Origin of the sequence: Streptomyces lichenis (genome assembly GCF_023218175.1) — a bacterium.
GTDB classification, from domain to species: Bacteria; Actinomycetota; Actinomycetes; order Streptomycetales; family Streptomycetaceae; genus Streptomyces; species Streptomyces lichenis.
In genome coordinates, this window is the sequence record NZ_JALPTH010000006.1 from 142,645 (window position 1) to 158,296 (window position 15,652).

Annotated in this window: 12 protein-coding genes; all 12 read left to right on the forward strand. The window is 72.7% G+C overall.

Annotation, left to right across the window (positions count from 1 at the left end; all coding sequences use genetic code 11):
• Nucleotides 1-2 precede the first annotated feature (2 nt).
• The 12 genes from thrC to glyA all read left to right on the forward strand — a co-directional run bounded on the left by thrC (nt 3) and on the right by glyA (nt 15,568).
• On the forward strand, nt 3-1,061 hold the full coding sequence (gene thrC / locus M1O15_RS08590) for a threonine synthase (RefSeq protein ID WP_248632667.1): 1,059 nt from the start codon (nt 3-5) through the stop codon (nt 1,059-1,061).
• Nucleotides 1,062-1,714: 653 nt separating this feature from the next.
• Nucleotides 1,715-2,632 (forward strand): homoserine kinase, encoded by a 918-nt coding sequence (gene thrB / locus M1O15_RS08595; RefSeq protein ID WP_248632668.1) that lies wholly within the window; start codon nt 1,715-1,717, stop codon nt 2,630-2,632.
• A 379-nt stretch (nt 2,633-3,011) separates the two neighbouring features.
• A complete protein-coding gene (gene rho / locus M1O15_RS08600; RefSeq protein ID WP_248632669.1) occupies nt 3,012-5,105 on the forward strand; it encodes a transcription termination factor Rho in 2,094 nt (697 codons plus the stop codon).
• 273 nt (nt 5,106-5,378) lie between these two features.
• Nucleotides 5,379-7,193 (forward strand): trypsin-like serine protease, encoded by a 1,815-nt coding sequence (locus M1O15_RS08605; protein WP_248632670.1) that lies wholly within the window; start codon nt 5,379-5,381, stop codon nt 7,191-7,193.
• A gap of 817 nt (nt 7,194-8,010) precedes the next feature.
• A complete protein-coding gene (locus M1O15_RS08610; RefSeq protein ID WP_248632671.1) occupies nt 8,011-8,454 on the forward strand; it encodes a hypothetical protein in 444 nt (147 codons plus the stop codon).
• A 269-nt stretch (nt 8,455-8,723) separates the two neighbouring features.
• The gene (locus M1O15_RS08615; RefSeq protein ID WP_248632672.1) at nt 8,724-9,818 is read left to right on the forward strand and encodes an LCP family protein; all 1,095 of its coding nucleotides are present in this window, start codon (nt 8,724-8,726) and stop codon (nt 9,816-9,818) included.
• Between the two features lie 617 nt (nt 9,819-10,435).
• Entirely contained in the window at nt 10,436-10,660 is a 225-nt protein-coding gene (gene rpmE, locus M1O15_RS08620) for a 50S ribosomal protein L31 (protein ID WP_248632673.1), read from the forward strand.
• A gap of 135 nt (nt 10,661-10,795) precedes the next feature.
• Nucleotides 10,796-11,863, forward strand: coding sequence for a peptide chain release factor 1 (gene prfA / locus M1O15_RS08625; RefSeq protein WP_248632674.1), 1,068 nt, complete (start codon nt 10,796-10,798; stop codon nt 11,861-11,863).
• Between the two features lie 69 nt (nt 11,864-11,932).
• Nucleotides 11,933-12,814 (forward strand): peptide chain release factor N(5)-glutamine methyltransferase, encoded by an 882-nt coding sequence (gene prmC, locus M1O15_RS08630; protein ID WP_248632675.1) that lies wholly within the window; start codon nt 11,933-11,935, stop codon nt 12,812-12,814.
• A gap of 34 nt (nt 12,815-12,848) precedes the next feature.
• The gene (locus M1O15_RS08635) at nt 12,849-13,496 is read left to right on the forward strand and encodes an L-threonylcarbamoyladenylate synthase (protein WP_248632676.1); all 648 of its coding nucleotides are present in this window, start codon (nt 12,849-12,851) and stop codon (nt 13,494-13,496) included.
• On the forward strand, nt 13,493-14,137 hold the full coding sequence (locus M1O15_RS08640) for an arsenate reductase/protein-tyrosine-phosphatase family protein (RefSeq protein ID WP_248632677.1): 645 nt from the start codon (nt 13,493-13,495) through the stop codon (nt 14,135-14,137). The genes M1O15_RS08635 and M1O15_RS08640 overlap by 4 nt, the downstream gene beginning before the upstream one ends.
• 90 nt (nt 14,138-14,227) lie before the next feature.
• Nucleotides 14,228-15,568, forward strand: coding sequence for a serine hydroxymethyltransferase (glyA, locus tag M1O15_RS08645; RefSeq protein WP_248632678.1), 1,341 nt, complete (start codon nt 14,228-14,230; stop codon nt 15,566-15,568).
• The last annotated feature ends 84 nt before the right edge of the window (nt 15,569-15,652 follow it).

A 15,652-nucleotide genomic window follows, 5' to 3' on the forward strand; every position in this document is an offset into this window, starting at 1 on the left:
CAATGACCCACCAGTGGCGCGGAATCATCGAGGAGTACCGGGACCGGCTGCCGGTCACCGACACGACGCCGGTCGTCACCCTCCGCGAGGGCGGCACGCCGCTTGTACCCGCGCAGGTGCTCTCCGAGCGCACGGGCTGCGAGGTGCATCTGAAGGTCGAGGGCGCCAACCCCACCGGCTCCTTCAAGGACCGCGGCATGACGATGGCGATCACGCGGGCCAAGGAGGAGGGCGCGCAGGCCGTGATCTGCGCGTCCACGGGCAACACCTCGGCCTCGGCGGCCGCGTACGCGGTGCGCGCGGGCATGGTGTCGGCGGTGCTCGTGCCGCGGGGCAAGATCGCGCTGGGCAAGATGGGCCAGGCGCTGGTGCACGGCGCCAAGATCCTCCAGGTGGACGGCAACTTCGACGACTGCCTGACACTGGCCCGCGCGCTCTCGGACAACTACCCGGTGGCGCTGGTCAATTCGGTCAACCCGGTCCGTATCGAGGGCCAGAAGACCGCCGCCTTCGAGATCGTGGACATGCTCGGTGACGCCCCCGACATCCATGTCCTGCCGGTCGGCAACGCGGGCAACATCACCGCGTACTGGAAGGGGTACAAGGAGTACGCCGCCGACGGCGTCTCCTCCCGCACCCCGCGTATGTGGGGCTTCCAGGCCTCCGGTTCGGCGCCGCTGGTGCGCGGCGAGGTGGTCAAGGACCCCTCGACCATCGCCACCGCGATCCGGATCGGCAACCCGGCCTCCTGGAGCTACGCGCTGGCCGCGCGGGACGAGTCGGGCGGGTTCATCGACGAGGTGACGGACCGTGAGATCCTGCGCGCCTACCGGCTGTTGGCCTCCCAGGAGGGCGTCTTCGTGGAGCCCGCCTCGGCCGCCTCGGTCGCCGGTCTGCTGAAGGCCGCCGAGCAGGGCAAGGTCGACCCGGGCCAGAAGATCGTCTGCACGGTCACCGGCAACGGGCTCAAGGACCCCGACTGGGCCGTCGCCGGCGCCCCCCAGCCGGTCACCGTCCCGATCGACGCCACGGCGGCGGCGGAGAAGCTCGGGCTGGTCTGAGGGGGCCCGCGGGCGGGCCGGGAGCCGGAGACGGCACGCCAGGCCCGCCCCGGCCCGCCACGCGCGCCGGTGGCGTACGAGGGACCGCCCCCGGACCCGTAGGCCTACGGGGCCGCCCCGGGCCCGTACGCCTACGGGGTCCCGTCCCCGAGCCCGTACGCCTGCGGGGCTGCTGCCCTCGGGCCCGTACGCCTGCGGGCCGCCGCCCTTGGGCCCGTACGCCTGCGGGGCCGCCCCCGAGCCCGTACGCCCGACGGGGCCGCCGCCCTCGGGCCCGTACGCCTGCGGGTGCCCGTACCGGCTGCGTACGGGCCCCCCGCCCCGCCTCCGGCTCCGTACGCCGTACCGTCGGGATCGCGCCGGTCGGCGGGCTCCGGGTGCGTGATCGCGCACTCGCGCCGTACCCTCCGGATGGCCGGAAACGGCGGTCCGGCCGGGAAGCACGGGGTGGGGTGCGACACGCATCGTGCGCCTCCTGTGCGCCCTATGTCGCCGCGGAACCTTCCTTCGATAGTCTGTACCGAACCCGTCCCGCCGCATACGCCGCGGTGCGTCCGCGTCCCGCCGCAACCGGCCGACGCAAGGGGCTCCGCCGGGCCCCGACGAAATCCCCGCCGCACTGCCGCCAGATCCCCAAGGAGAGTCACCGACCGATGGCCGGTCCCGCGTTCCGCGCCGCCGCCGTCCGGGTGCGCGTTCCCGCCACCAGCGCCAATCTCGGCCCGGGCTTCGACGCCCTCGGGCTGTCGCTGGGGCTCTACGATGACGTGGTCGTCCGGGTCGCCGACTCCGGGCTGCACGTCGACATCGCCGGAGAGGGCGCCGAGACGCTCCCGCGCGACGAGAGCCATCTGCTCGTACGCTCCCTGCGCACCGCCTTCGACCTGCTCGGCGGACAGCCGCGCGGCCTGGAGGTCGTCTGCGCCAACCGCATCCCGCACGGCCGGGGCCTCGGCTCCTCCTCCGCCGCGATCTGCGCCGGCATCGTTGCCGCCCGCGCGGTGACGACAGGCGGTGACGCCCGGCTCGACGACGCGGCGCTGCTGGAGCTCGCCACCGAGATCGAGGGCCACCCCGACAACGTCGCCGCCTGTCTGCTCGGCGGCTTCACGCTGGCCTGGACGGACGGCGGCTCCGCCCGTGCGATCAGGATGGACCCGTCCGATTCCGTCGTTCCGGTGGTTTTCGTCCCCGGGAAGCCGGTGCTCACCGAGACCGCCCGCGGCCTGCTGCCGCGCACCGTGCCGCACGTCGACGCCGCGGTCAACGCGGGCCGTGCCGCGCTGCTGGTCGAGGCCCTGACCCGGCGTCCCGAGCTGCTGCTCGCCGCCACCGAGGACCGGCTCCACCAGGAGTACCGGGCCCCGGCGATGCCGCAGAGCCTCGACCTGGTCCACCGGCTGCGCGCCGAGGGCGTGCCCGCGGTGGTCTCCGGCGCCGGCCCCACCGTGCTGGCGCTGGCCGACGAGGGCACCGCCGACAAGGTCGCGCGGTTCGCGGGCGAGGAATGGGCCGCCACCCGGCTGGCCCTCGACGCCACCGGGGCGTGTGTGCTGCCGCTGGCCGCGTAGGAGCACGGTTGCCGGTGTGGGAGAGGGGGAATGTTTGTTGGAGCCGGTAGTGTTAACCTCAAGTCTGCACCCGCTGCCTTCATGGCGCGGTGCTGAGTGTCCCCTTCCGGGACCACCATTCTTCCGGGAGCCTCCTCCACTGCCTGTGCAGCCTGCCTGAGCAGTTTGAGCACGCTCCGGAACCGGCGCGCGACACCCCTCGCTCATCCCGAGCAGAGGGCCGAGCAGGGGGCCTCGGGCCGGACAGCACGTCATCTCCCTCCGCCGTACCCGGCGGGACCACCGCCCCGACACGGTCCATCCATCGAGGACCGCCGTCGGACAGCACAACCGGTCGCCGAGCCAGAAGGCCGACGTCCGCTCCAGGGAAGGACCCTTCGTGAGCGACACCACCGATCTGATGGGCGTGACTGCCGACTCCACCGTCGACAACGCCGCGCCCGCCGAAGGTGCTGCCACTGGCACCACCTCACGGCGCCGCCGCTCCGGCACCGGCCTTGAGGGCATGGTCCTGGCCGAGCTGCAGCAGGTCGCGTCGGGCCTCGGCATCAGGGGCACCGCGCGGATGCGCAAGAGCCAGCTGATCGAGGTCATCAAGGAGGCGCAGGCCTCCGGCGGCGCCTCCGCGCCGAAGGCCGCCGACGCCGCGGCCGGCGCCGAGACCAAGCCCAAGCGGCGCGCCACCTCCCGCACCCGCACCGGTGAGGGCGAGGAGGCCAAGGCCGCCAAGGGCGACGACAAGCCCGCCAAGGCCGCCGCGAAGGCCGCCAAGGGCGAGGCCCAGGCCGGCAAGGCCGCCGAGCAGGCCGCCGCCCAGCAGCAGATCGAGATTCCCGGCCAGCCCTCCGGGCAGGGCGCGCCCAAGGCCGCCGCCCCGGTCGAGCAGGCCGAGGAGCAGCCCGCGGGCGAGCGCCGCCGCCGCCGCGCCACCGCGCCGGCCGGCGCCCCCGAGGGCGACACCCGCACCGAGGTGCGCGCGGAGGCCCGGACCGAGGTCCAGGGCGAGCCCGGCGCCAAGGAGGGCCAGCAGGACGGTGCCGAGGGTTCCCGCCGGGACCGCCAGCGCGACCGTCAGCGTGACCGCCAGGACCGTCAGGACCGGCAACGCGACCGCCAGGACCGCCAGGGCCGCGGCAAGGGCGACGACCAGCAGGGCGGCGGCGGCCAGCGCCAGCAGCGCCAGGGCGGCCAGCAGGGCGGCCAGTCCGGCCCGCAGGACGACTTCGACGACGAGGGCGGCCGCCGCGGGCGCCGCGGCCGGTACCGCGACCGCCGCGGCCGCCGCGGGCGCGACGAGTTCGGTGCCGAGCCGCAGGTCTCCGACGACGATGTGCTGATCCCGGTCGCCGGCATCCTCGACATCCTCGACAACTACGCGTTCATCCGGACCTCCGGCTACCTGCCCGGCCCGAACGACGTGTACGTCTCCCTGGCCCAGGTCCGCAAGAACGGGCTGCGCAAGGGCGACCACGTCACCGGCGCGGTGCGCCAGCCCAAGGAGGGCGAGCGCCGCGAGAAGTTCAACGCGCTGGTGCGGCTGGACTCCGCCAACGGCATGGCCGCCGAATCCGGCCGAGGCCGCCCGGAGTTCAACAAGCTCACCCCGCTCTACCCGCAGGACCGGCTCCGTCTGGAGACCGACCCGGGCGTGCTGACCACGCGGATCATCGACCTGGTGTCGCCGATCGGCAAGGGCCAGCGCGGTCTGATCGTGGCCCCGCCGAAGACCGGCAAGACCATGATCATGCAGGCGGTCGCCAACGCGATCACCCGCAACAACCCCGAGTGCCACCTGATGGTCGTCCTGGTCGACGAGCGTCCGGAAGAGGTCACCGACATGCAGCGGTCGGTCAAGGGCGAGGTCATCTCCTCGACCTTCGACCGCCCGGCCGAGGACCACACCACCGTCGCCGAGCTGGCCATCGAGCGCGCCAAGCGCCTGGTGGAGCTGGGCCACGACGTGGTCGTCCTGCTGGACTCCATCACCCGCCTGGGCCGCGCCTACAACCTCGCGGCGCCCGCCTCCGGCCGCATCCTGTCCGGTGGTGTGGACTCCACCGCGCTCTACCCGCCGAAGCGGTTCTTCGGTGCCGCACGGAACATCGAGGACGGCGGCTCGCTGACCATCCTGGCCACCGCGCTGGTCGACACCGGCTCCCGGATGGACGAGGTGATCTTCGAGGAGTTCAAGGGCACCGGCAACATGGAGCTCAAGCTCGACCGGAAGCTCGCCGACAAGCGCATCTTCCCGGCCGTCGACGTGGACGCCTCCGGCACCCGCAAGGAGGAGATCCTGCTCGGCAGCGACGAGCTCGCCATCGTCTGGAAGCTCCGCCGGGTGCTGCACGCCCTGGACCAGCAGCAGGCCGTCGAGCTGCTGCTGGACAAGATGAAGCAGCACAAGTCGAACGGCGAGTTCCTGATGCAGATCCAGAAGACGACCCCGTCGGCCGGAAACGGCAACAACGACTGACGCAGCCCGTCCGTCCGCGACACCGGACCGCCCCGTCACCCCGAGGTGACGGGGCGGTCCCGTCTGCGCCCCGAGCCTGCGAACCCGCTGTCAGACGGCCGGTCGGTCCGCGTATGATCAGCCGATCGGGTGGGGGATTTCCACTGCGCAGCGGCGGCAGGGTCCGAGGGACCCGCGAGCCGCGCTGCCCGCAACGCTTGCCGTGCCCCGCCGTCCGAGAGACGTTCTCCGGCGGGGCGCCGTGCCCTGCCGGGCCTACCGAAGGACTACCGAGTGCAGATACGCACCCGCGGTGGCCGGCACAAGCGTCGTCTGCGCCTCGCGCTGCCGGCCTTCGCCGCCGTCGCCGTACTGACCGGGGTCGGCGTCGTCGTCTCCGGCCCCGGCTCCGCCGAGGCCAGCGCGACGCCGCAGCTCAGCGCCGGCCCGTCGAAGCCCGCGCCGGTCTCCCAGCAGGAGCTGAGCGCCCGGCTGGCCAAGATACTGAAGGCCGGTGCGAAGAACCAGCGCTCCCTCGTACGGCAGCCGGACGCCGCCGCCCGCGACGCGGCGGAGAACACCGACGGCGGCGAGGGCAAGCCGAGCGCCCGCATCATCGGCGGTTCGACCACCACCATCTCCGCGGCCCCGTGGATGGCGCAGCTCTACTACGAGGACGGTGCGGGCGACAGCTACTTCTGCGGCGGCGCGGTCATCGCCCCCACGAAGATCGCCACCGCGGCGCACTGCGTCAAGGGCGTCAAGTGGTCCGACAAGGGCGTGGTCGTGGTCGGCACCGACCGGACACTCGCGACTCCGCCCAGCTCCGGTCAGACCACCGGCCTGAACGGGGGCACGGCGATCGGCGCCTACCGTCAGTGGCACCACCCGCTGCACGACGACTACTCGCTCGACAACGACGTCGCCGTGCTCACGCTGGACACCCCGGTGCCGAGCAACGTGAAGATCCTGCCGCTGGCGCAGCCGACCGACTCCGCGCTCTACCAGGCCGGCCGCGACGGCAAGGTGTACGGCTGGGGCCGCACCAGCTCCACCGTCCTCGACAGCGGCTCGCCGAAGCTGAAGGTCGCCGACGCCGACATCGTCTCCGACGCCTCGTGCGCGGCGGCGTACCCGGATGGCTTCATCAAGGGGCACATGCTGTGCGCCGGAGCCGCGCCCACCGGGTCCGACGCCACCTCGGAGACCACCTGCAACGGCGACTCCGGCGGTCCGCTGGTCGTCGGCGGCAAGCTCGCCGGCATCGTCTCCTGGGGCGACCAGGACTGCTCGGCCAAGGGCAAGTTCGGGGTCTACGCCAAGGCCACCACGTACTCCGCGCCGATCCAGTCCCGGGTCGACGACACCAACTGGAGCGGGGACCACACGGCTGACCTGCTGGCCCGCCGTACCTCGGACAAGTCGCTGTTCAGTTGGCACTCCAAGGTCACCGGTCTGACCCGCGTCGACAACCTCGGCGGCTTCAAGGGCTTCACCCTGCTCCTCCAGACCGACCTGGACCGCGACGGCATCCAGGACCTGCTGTACCGGAGCGCCGGCGGCGACGTGTACTGGGAACACGTCGGCCCGGACGGCGGCGAGGGGCAGCGGAAGCTGGTCGCCAAGGGCTGGAGCAAGCACAAGCAGATCCTCGCCCCCGGTGACGTCACCGGCGACGAGGTGCCGGACATGATCGCGGTCGACTCCACCGGCATCATGCGGATCTACCCCGGCAAGGGCGACGGCGGCTTCGCCGCGCCGGTGAGCGTCGGCTCCGGCTGGGGCGCCTTCACGATGGTGCGCGGCCACGGCGACTTCACCGCCGACGGCAAGGCCGACATCTTCGCCCGCAAGAGCGACGGCAAGACCTACCTGTACAAGGGCACCGGCGTCGCCGCCAAGCCGTGGGCGGCGCCCGTGCTGGTCGGCGCCTTCGGCAGCATGAACGCCCTGGTCACCACCGGTGACGTCAACAGCGACGGCCACGCCGACGTGCTCGCCCGCGACACCGCCGGCAAGCTCTGGCTCTACCCCGGCAAGGGCAACGGCGGCTTCAACGCCCGTCTCGCCTTCGGCAGCGGCTGGCAGGCGTACAACCTGTTCGGCTGAGAACGCGCCACCCCTGCCCCCACCGCCCACTGCCTTCCGCAGTGGGCGGTGGCCTGTCCCAAAGCGCCGGTGATGAAGGTGGGCACCGGATCTCCGGCAGCTCTGACCATGAACCTCACGAGGTATGTGGACTGGGGCCCGTCCGGCAGTGGGCATCTCCTCAATGCCGAGAAAACCACCAGTCTCGGTTGGATCTCCCGCCGCGCTCGTGAACGAAGACGTCGCTGTCGGGCTGAGCGGTACCGTCCTCGCCGGCGCGGCGCGCTGTCTCTCCAGCGCCGGAGACGAGAAGCCCTACTTCGGTGCGCCAGTGATCCTCCACCGATCTTCCCGATCTGGGCACCGCGACGACTGACGCGGACGGTGAGTGGTCACTGACCCTGCCCGCGAAACTGCCGACCGAGGTGCAGGCGGTGGTAGACGGCAACGGCGGCGCCCTCGACGTGACGGCCACTACCGTCGCGACAACGGAGACGGGTGTTCACGCTCATCGGTGCCGGCAACATCACCGCTGCGCCGAAGAGTCCCCGCACCGGCGCGCGAACCGCGTTCGCATCCAAGCTGTCGAACACCGTCGATGTCGGCCTCAGTATGTCGGGAAGTGCCGGAAGGTAAGCGGATCGACGTCCATCGGGTCCAGTGCCGCCGGCGTCTCCGGATTCAGTTGGCAGGAAACACTACATTTGGGGTAACAGTGCGCCTCCCGGTGCTCACGTGGGTGTCATCTACTCGAACTGAGAGAGTTGTAGCCCTATCGGTGCTGATGTGCCTCCTCTCCTTCGGCTGCTCTGTCCCGCTGTCGAAGGAGAGGGAGGGGGTGGCCCTCGACGGAGGAAATCAGTCCAACGGAACCGTCGGTTACTCATTCGCCGAGAAGGGGGATGCCTTCTGGTTCGCCCTTCCCCTCCCTTCCAATGCCTCGGGCAAGGATCTTCGGGTGGTCGGTGCTGAGATATCCGATCTTCCCGAGGGGTTGGAAGTCGTCCGCTATGGTGCATTCGACCTGAACGACACCGAGGGGATTCCCCTGCTTCTGCGGGACGGTGATCCAGGGAATCCGGAGTTCGATCAGATGAAGGACCACTCCCAGGGGTTCACGGTCAAGGCCCGCAAGCTCAGTGACTACGTCTACATGGCCAAGCTGAAGATCACCGGCAAGGTCCAGAAGAACGGCACGAGCTGCCGGTACCGCTACCGGCAGGGCGGGGAGACGTACACGCAGTCGCTGCGGTGCTCCTTCTCGATCCGGCTGAAGAAGTAGGCGCGGGCCTGGCGGAAGGCGATAGAGGTGCGACATGCGCCACCTCCACCGGTCGCCGGCCGATGTGCCGCAGGCGCCTCTCAGCGGGTGAAACCGCAGCTCATGCCGCATATCGCGCCCACCGGGGCCCACCCGGTGGGCGCCGCGCGTTCTTCGGGGCCTCTTATGAGCCCGTGCAACCCTGAGGGCCGCTTACCCGTCTGACAAGCCGGACAGCGTCCGCTTGTCCCGGCCGGGGGGTAGTGGGAACAGCAAGGACTGGGGAGAGCATGGCCGACAAGGGCAAGAGCAGCCGCATACGCGCCACCGGACGCCGCCGCCGGCCGCTGGGCAAGGGGCGCCGGACGGCTCGCGTCGCCGCCTGGTCGGCCGCCGGTGTGGTCCTGGTCGGCGGCTGCGGGCTCGGTTACGCGTACTACACGCTCAACGGCAACATCGACAGCGTGGACATCAACGCCGCGCTCAACGGCGACGACCGCCCGCAGAACGTGGACAACGGCTCCATGGACATCCTCGTCCTGGGTTCCGACTCCCGGGCCGGGGCCAACGGCGACTACGGCAAGGACGAGGGCGCGGCCCGCTCCGACACCGCGATGATCGTCCACCTCTACGAGGGCCACAAGAAGGCCAGCGTGGTCTCCGTCCCCCGGGACACCATCGTCCAGCGCCCCGACTGCACGGCCGCCGACGGCTCCACCGCGCCCGGGCAGACGCACGCCATGTTCAACACCGCCTTCGAGGCCGGCGGGCCCGCCTGCGCGGTGAAGACCGTGGAGCAGATGTCCGGCATCCGCATGGACCACTACATCGAGGTCGACTTCACCGGCTTCAAGAAGCTGATCGACGACCTCGGCGGGGTGGAGGTCACCACCACCAAGCCGATCAAGGACGGCAAGAGCCATCTGGATCTGGCGGCCGGCACCCACACCCTGGACGGCGAGCAGTCCCTCGGCCTGGTCCGCACCCGCAAGAGCGTCGGCGACGGCAGCGACCTGGGCCGCATCCAGCTCCAGCAGGCCTTCATGAAGGCCTTCATCGAGCAGGCCGGCTCGGTCGGGGTGTTCAGCAACCCCAAGAAGCTCTGGGACCTCGCCGACACCGCCACCAAGACGATCACCCCGGACTCCGAGCTGGACACCGTCAAGGAGCTGGCCGACTTCGCCGGCGGGCTGCGCGGACTGGGCGCCGACGACGTCAGGATGGTCACCCTGCCGGTGCAGTACGACCCCAGCGACCCCAACCGCGTGGTGCCGCTGGAGAAGCAGAGCCGCCAGGTGTGGGACGCCCTGCGCAAGGACAGGCCCATCCCCGCCTCCGCCACCAAGGACGCCGCGACGGGGCAGGCCGACGGCGTGCTGAAGTAGGGACGGAGACCGGCGGGGACGGCCCGGAGCCCGCGCCCCGCCACGGGCCGCCGGCTGCGTGTGCGGCCCAGCTGCCGCCCAGGTCCCGCGCCTGCGGCCTGCGGCCCGGTTTCCGCTGCCGTCCGCGTCCCGGTTTCCGCCCCCGCTCGCGGCCCGGCTGCCGCCCAGGTCCCGCGCCCGCGGCCTGCGGCCCGGCCCTCGCCTCCGTCCGCGGCCGGCTGACCGCCCAGGTCCCGCGCCCGCGGCCTGCGGCCCGGTTTCCGCCTCCGTCCGCGCCCGGTTTCCGCCCCGCTCGCGGCCCGCCCCCGGCTCCGTCCGCGGCCCGGCTGCCGCCTCCGTCCGCGTCCGGTTTCCGCCGCCGCTCGCGGCCCGGCCCCCGCCTCCGTCCGCGGCCGACTGCCGCCCCCGCTCACGGCCCGGCTTCCGCCCCGCTCACGGCCCGAATCCCGCCTCCGTCCGCGTCCGGTTTCCGCCCCGCTCGCGGCCCGGAATAGATCCGCCCCCACCCCGGTTTTGGGAGATACGGCCGGTCCTGGCAGACTGGTACGTCGGCCCCGGTTCACGCATCCGCATCCCGCGTCCTGCGACCCGGCGCCCTCCCGAACCTAGGAGACACCTTGAAGCGCGACATCCACCCCGAGTACGTCGAGACCCAGGTCAGCTGCACCTGCGGCGCGTCGTTCACCACCCGGAGCACCATCGGCAACGGCACCATCCGTGCCGAGGTCTGCTCCGAGTGCCACCCGTTCTACACGGGCAAGCAGAAGATCCTCGACACCGGTGGCCGTGTGGCCCGCTTCGAGGCCCGCTTCGGCAAGAAGGCCGCTTCCGGCACGAAGTAGCCCGTCACAGCGCCGGTTCCCGGCCGCCCCGGGCAGGGGTGGCGGGAACCGGCGTTTGCCGTCTCGCAGCAGCCCGCAGGCGGGGCCGGAACAGCACCCGCAGCCCCCACCGCGTACACCCCCAGGAGCCCCCGAATGTTCGAGGCGGTCGAGGACCTCGTCGGCGAACACGCCGACCTCGAGAAGACGCTCGCCGACCCCGCGGTCCACGCCGACCAGGGGCGCGCCCGTACGCTGAACAAGCGCTACGCCGAGCTGACCCCGATCGTCACCGCGTACCGCGCCTGGCGGGGGACCGGTGACGACATCGCCACCGCCAAGGAACTCGCCGCCGACGACCCGGACTTCGCCGCCGAGGTCAAGGAGCTGGAGAAGCAGCGCGAGGAGCTCACCGACCGGCTGCGGCTGCTGCTGGTCCCGCGCGACCCCAGCGACGACAAGGACGTCATCCTGGAGATCAAGGCCGGCGCCGGCGGCGACGAGTCCGCCCTGTTCGCCGGGGACCTGCTCCGGATGTACCTGCGGTACGCCGAGCGCGTGGGCTGGAAGACCGAGATCATCGACTCCACCGAGTCCGAGCTGGGCGGCTACAAGGACGTCCAGGTCGCGGTGAAGGCCCGCGGGTCGCAGGAGCCCGGGCAGGGCGTGTGGGCGCGGCTGAAGTACGAGGGCGGGGTGCACCGCGTGCAGCGGGTGCCCGCCACCGAGTCCCAGGGCCGTATCCACACCTCCGCCGCCGGTGTGCTGGTCACGCCCGAGGCCGAGGAGATCGACGTCGAGATCAACCCCAACGACCTGCGGATCGACGTGTACCGCTCGTCCGGGCCCGGCGGCCAGTCGGTCAACACCACCGACTCCGCGGTGCGCATCACCCACCTGCCCACCGGTGTGGTCGCCTCCTGCCAGAACGAGAAGAGCCAGCTCCAGAACAAGGAGCAGGCCCTGCGCATCCTGCGCTCCCGGCTGCTGGCCGCCGCCCAGGAGGAGGCCGAGCGCAACGCCGCCGACGCCCGGCGCAGCCAGGTCCGCACCGTGGACCGCTCCGAGAAGATCCGCACCTACAACTTCCCGGAGAACCGCATCTCCGACCACCGCGTCGGCTTCAAGGCGTACAACCTCGACCAGGTCCTCGACGGCGAGCTCGCCGCCGTGATCCAGGCCTGCGTCGACGCGGACTCCGCCGCCAAGCTCGCCGCCGCGTAAAGCCCGCCCGCAAGACGGCGCACCGGACCCGCACCCGCCCGCGCCGAGAAGTCCATCCGGAGGACCAGCGTGCAGCCACACACCGGGGGGCGCACCCCAGGCCCCCGCAGCCTGCTGCTTGCCGAGGTGGCCCAGGCCACCCAGCGGCTGGCGGACGCCGGCGTGCCCTCGCCGCGCTTCGACGCCGAGGAGCTCGCCTCCTTCGTGCACGGCGTCAGGCGGGGCGAACTGCACCTGGTCGAGGACGGCGACTTCGACGCCCGCTACTGGGAGGCCATCGCCCGCCGGGAGGCCCGCGAGCCGCTCCAGCACATCACCGGCCGCGCCTTCTTCCGCTATCTGGAGCTCCAGGTCGGCCCCGGCGTCTTCGTGCCCCGGCCGGAGACCGAGTCGGTCGTCGGCTGGGCGATAGACGCGGTCCGCGCCATGGACGTGGTCGAGCCGCTGATCGTGGACCTGTGCTCCGGCTCCGGCGCCATCGCGCTGGCCATGGCCCAGGAGGTGCCGCGCTCCCGGGTGCACGCCGTGGAGCTGTCCGAGGACGCCCTGGTGTGGACCCGGAAGAACGCCGAGGGGTCCCGGGTCACCGTCCACCAGGGCGACGCGCTCAGCGCGCTGCCCGAACTCGACGGCCAGGTCGACCTGGTGATCTCCAACCCCCCGTACATCCCGCTCACCGAGTGGGAGTACGTCGCCCCCGAGGCCCGCGACCACGACCCGCAGATGGCCCTCTTCTCCGGCGAGGACGGCCTGGACACCATCCGCGGCATCGAACGCACCGCCCACCGGCTGCTGCGCCCCGGCGGCCTGGTCGTCGTCGAGCACGCCGACACCCAGGGCGGCCAGGTCCCCTGGATCTTCCACGAGGGCGCCGGCTGGTCCGACGCCGCCGACCACCCCGACCTCAACAACCGCCCCCGCTTCGCCACGGCCCGGAAGGCGACGCCGTGACGTACCGAGTGACCACAGAAAGCAGGCACCGCTGATGGCACGGCGTTACGACACCAACGACGCGACGGACCGTACGACCGGTCTGCGCGAGGCCGCGTCCGCCGTGCGCCGCGGGGAGCTCGTGGTGCTGCCCACCGACACGGTGTACGGCATCGGCGCGGACGCCTTCGGCTCGGAGGCCGTGGCGGACCTGCTGGCGGCCAAGGGGCGCGGCCGCTCCATGCCCACCCCGGTGCTCATCGGCTCGCCGAACACCCTGCACGGCCTGGTCACCGACTTCACCGAGCAGGCCTGGGAGCTGGTGGACGCCTTCTGGCCGGGCGCGCTCACCCTGGTCGCCCGCCACCAGCCGTCCCTCCAGTGGGACCTGGGCGACACCCGCGGCACCGTCGCCATCCGGATGCCGCTGCACCCGGTGGCCATCGAACTGCTCACCGAGGTCGGCCCGATGGCCGTCTCCTCGGCCAACCTCACCGGCCACCCCTCCCCGGAGGACTGCGACGCCGCGCAGAACATGCTGGGCGACTCGGTGTCGGTGTACCTGGACGGCGGGCCGACGCCCGGCATCGTGCCGTCCTCCATCGTGGACGTCACCGGGGAGCACCCGGTGCTGCTGCGGGCCGGCGCCATCGACGCCGACGAGCTGCGCAAGGTGGTACCCGACCTCGAGGTGGCCAGTTGACCGCCCCTGAGGGGCGTGGCATAGGCACCGAAGTGTTCCGCATCCTCCACGTCAGCACCGGCAACGTCTGCCGCTCGCCGATCACCGAGCGGCTGACCCGCCATGCCCTGGTCCACCGGCTCGGGAGCCCCAACGGGGACACCGCGGGCGGGCTGATCGTGGAGAGCGCGGGCACCTGGGGCCATGAGGGCGCCCCGATGGAGGCCAACGCCGAGGCGGTGCTCGCCGACTTCGGCGCCGACGCCAGCGGCTTCACCGGCCGCGAGCTGCTGGACGAGCACGTCATCCGCGCCGACCTGGTGCTCACCGCCACCCGCGACCACCGGGCGCAGGTCATCTCCATGGGCCACTCGGCGGGGCTGCGCACCTTCACGCTGAAGGAGTTCACCCGGCTGGTACGGGCGATAGACCCGGCGACCCTGCCGGACCCCCGGCAGGAGGGCATGGTGGAGCGGGCCCGGGCGCTGGTACGGGCCGCCGCCGCGCTGCGCGGCTGGCTGCTGGCGCCGAGCGCCGAGGCGGACGAGGTCAACGACCCCTACGGGGCGCCGATCACCTACTTCCGCTCGGTCGGCGACGAGATCAACCAGGCCCTGGACCCGGTGGTCACCGCGCTCACCGGCGTACCCACCCGGCACTGAGCCGGATCTCCGGCCCCGCTCCAGCGCGCCGCCGCCGCGCCCCCGGCCTACATTGGGCATACGGGCCACGCACAGCCGCCTGGAGCCACCATGCCGACCGCCGCCGCCGACGCGGGCGCCACCGCCCAGCCGGGCACCGCGGGGCCCCGAGCGCCCCGCGAGCCGGCGTACGGGCCCTCGGCAGGCGCCCTGGGCCGCCAGGACCCCGAGCTGGCGGCCGTGCTCGCCGCCGAGGAGCGGCGGCAGGCGGAGGGCCTGCAACTGGTCGCCGCCGAGAACTTCACCTCCCCCGCCGTGCTGGCCGCGCTCGCCTCCCCGCTGGCGAACAAGTACGCCGAGGGCTACCCGGACGCCCGGCACCACGGCGGCTGCGAGGCGGCCGACGAGGCCGAGCGGATCGCGGTACGCCGCGCCTGCGCGCTGTTCGGCGCCGAGCACGCCAACGTCCAGCCGCACTCCGGCTCCTCGGCCGTGCTGGCGGCGTACGCGGCGCTGCTGAGGCCCGGGGACGCGGTGCTGGCGCTGGGCCTCGCGTACGGCGGGCACCTCACCCATGGCTCACCGGCCAATCTCTCCGGCCGCTGCTTCGGCTTCACCGCGTACCGCACCGATCCGGCCACCGGACTGATCGACTACGACCAGTTGCGCGACCTGGCCCGCCGGGTGCGGCCGCGGGCCGTCGTCTGCGGGTCGATCAGCTATCCGCGCCATCCCGACTACGCGGCCTTCCGGGAGATCGCCGACGAGTGCGGCGCCTGTCTGATCGTGGACGCCGCCCATCCGATCGGGCTGGTGGCGGGCGGGGCGGCGCCCAGCCCGGTGCCGTACGCGGACGTGGTGTGCGCCACCACCCACAAGGTGCTGCGCGGGCCGCGCGGCGGGATGCTGCTGTGCGGCGCGGAGCCGGCCGAGCGGATCGACCGGGCGGTGTTCCCGTTCACCCAGAGCGGCGCCCAGATGCACAGCATCGCGGCGAAGGCGGTGGCCTTCGGGGAGGCGGCGGAGGCGGACTTCGCCGAGTACACCGGGCGGGTGGTGATGAACGCCCGGGCCCTGGCCGGGGCGCTCGCCGAGCGGGGCGCCGGGATCGTCACCGGGGGCACGGACACCCATCTGATCGTCGCCGACCCGGCGCCGCTGAGGCTGGACGGGCGGGCGGCCAAGGCCCGGCTGGCGGCGGCCGGGATCGTGCTGGACAGCTGCGCGCTGCCGTACGGGGACGGGCGGCGCGGGCTGCGGCTGGGCACCGCCGCGGTGACCACCCAGGGCATGGGCCCGGGGGAGATGGACCACATCGCCGAGCTGTGCGCCCTGGCGCTGGCCGAGGGCCCGCACCCGGAGGCGGCCGGGCGGCTGCGCGGCCGGGTACGGGAGCTGGCGACGGCCTTCCCGCGCTTCCCGGGGATCCGCGCGGACATGCCTCCGCCGTAGCCGCGCGGCCTTGCGGGGCGTACGCGCAGGCCTTGCCGCCGTAGCCACGCGGCCTGCCGTGGCCGGTGCCGCAACCGTCCGCCG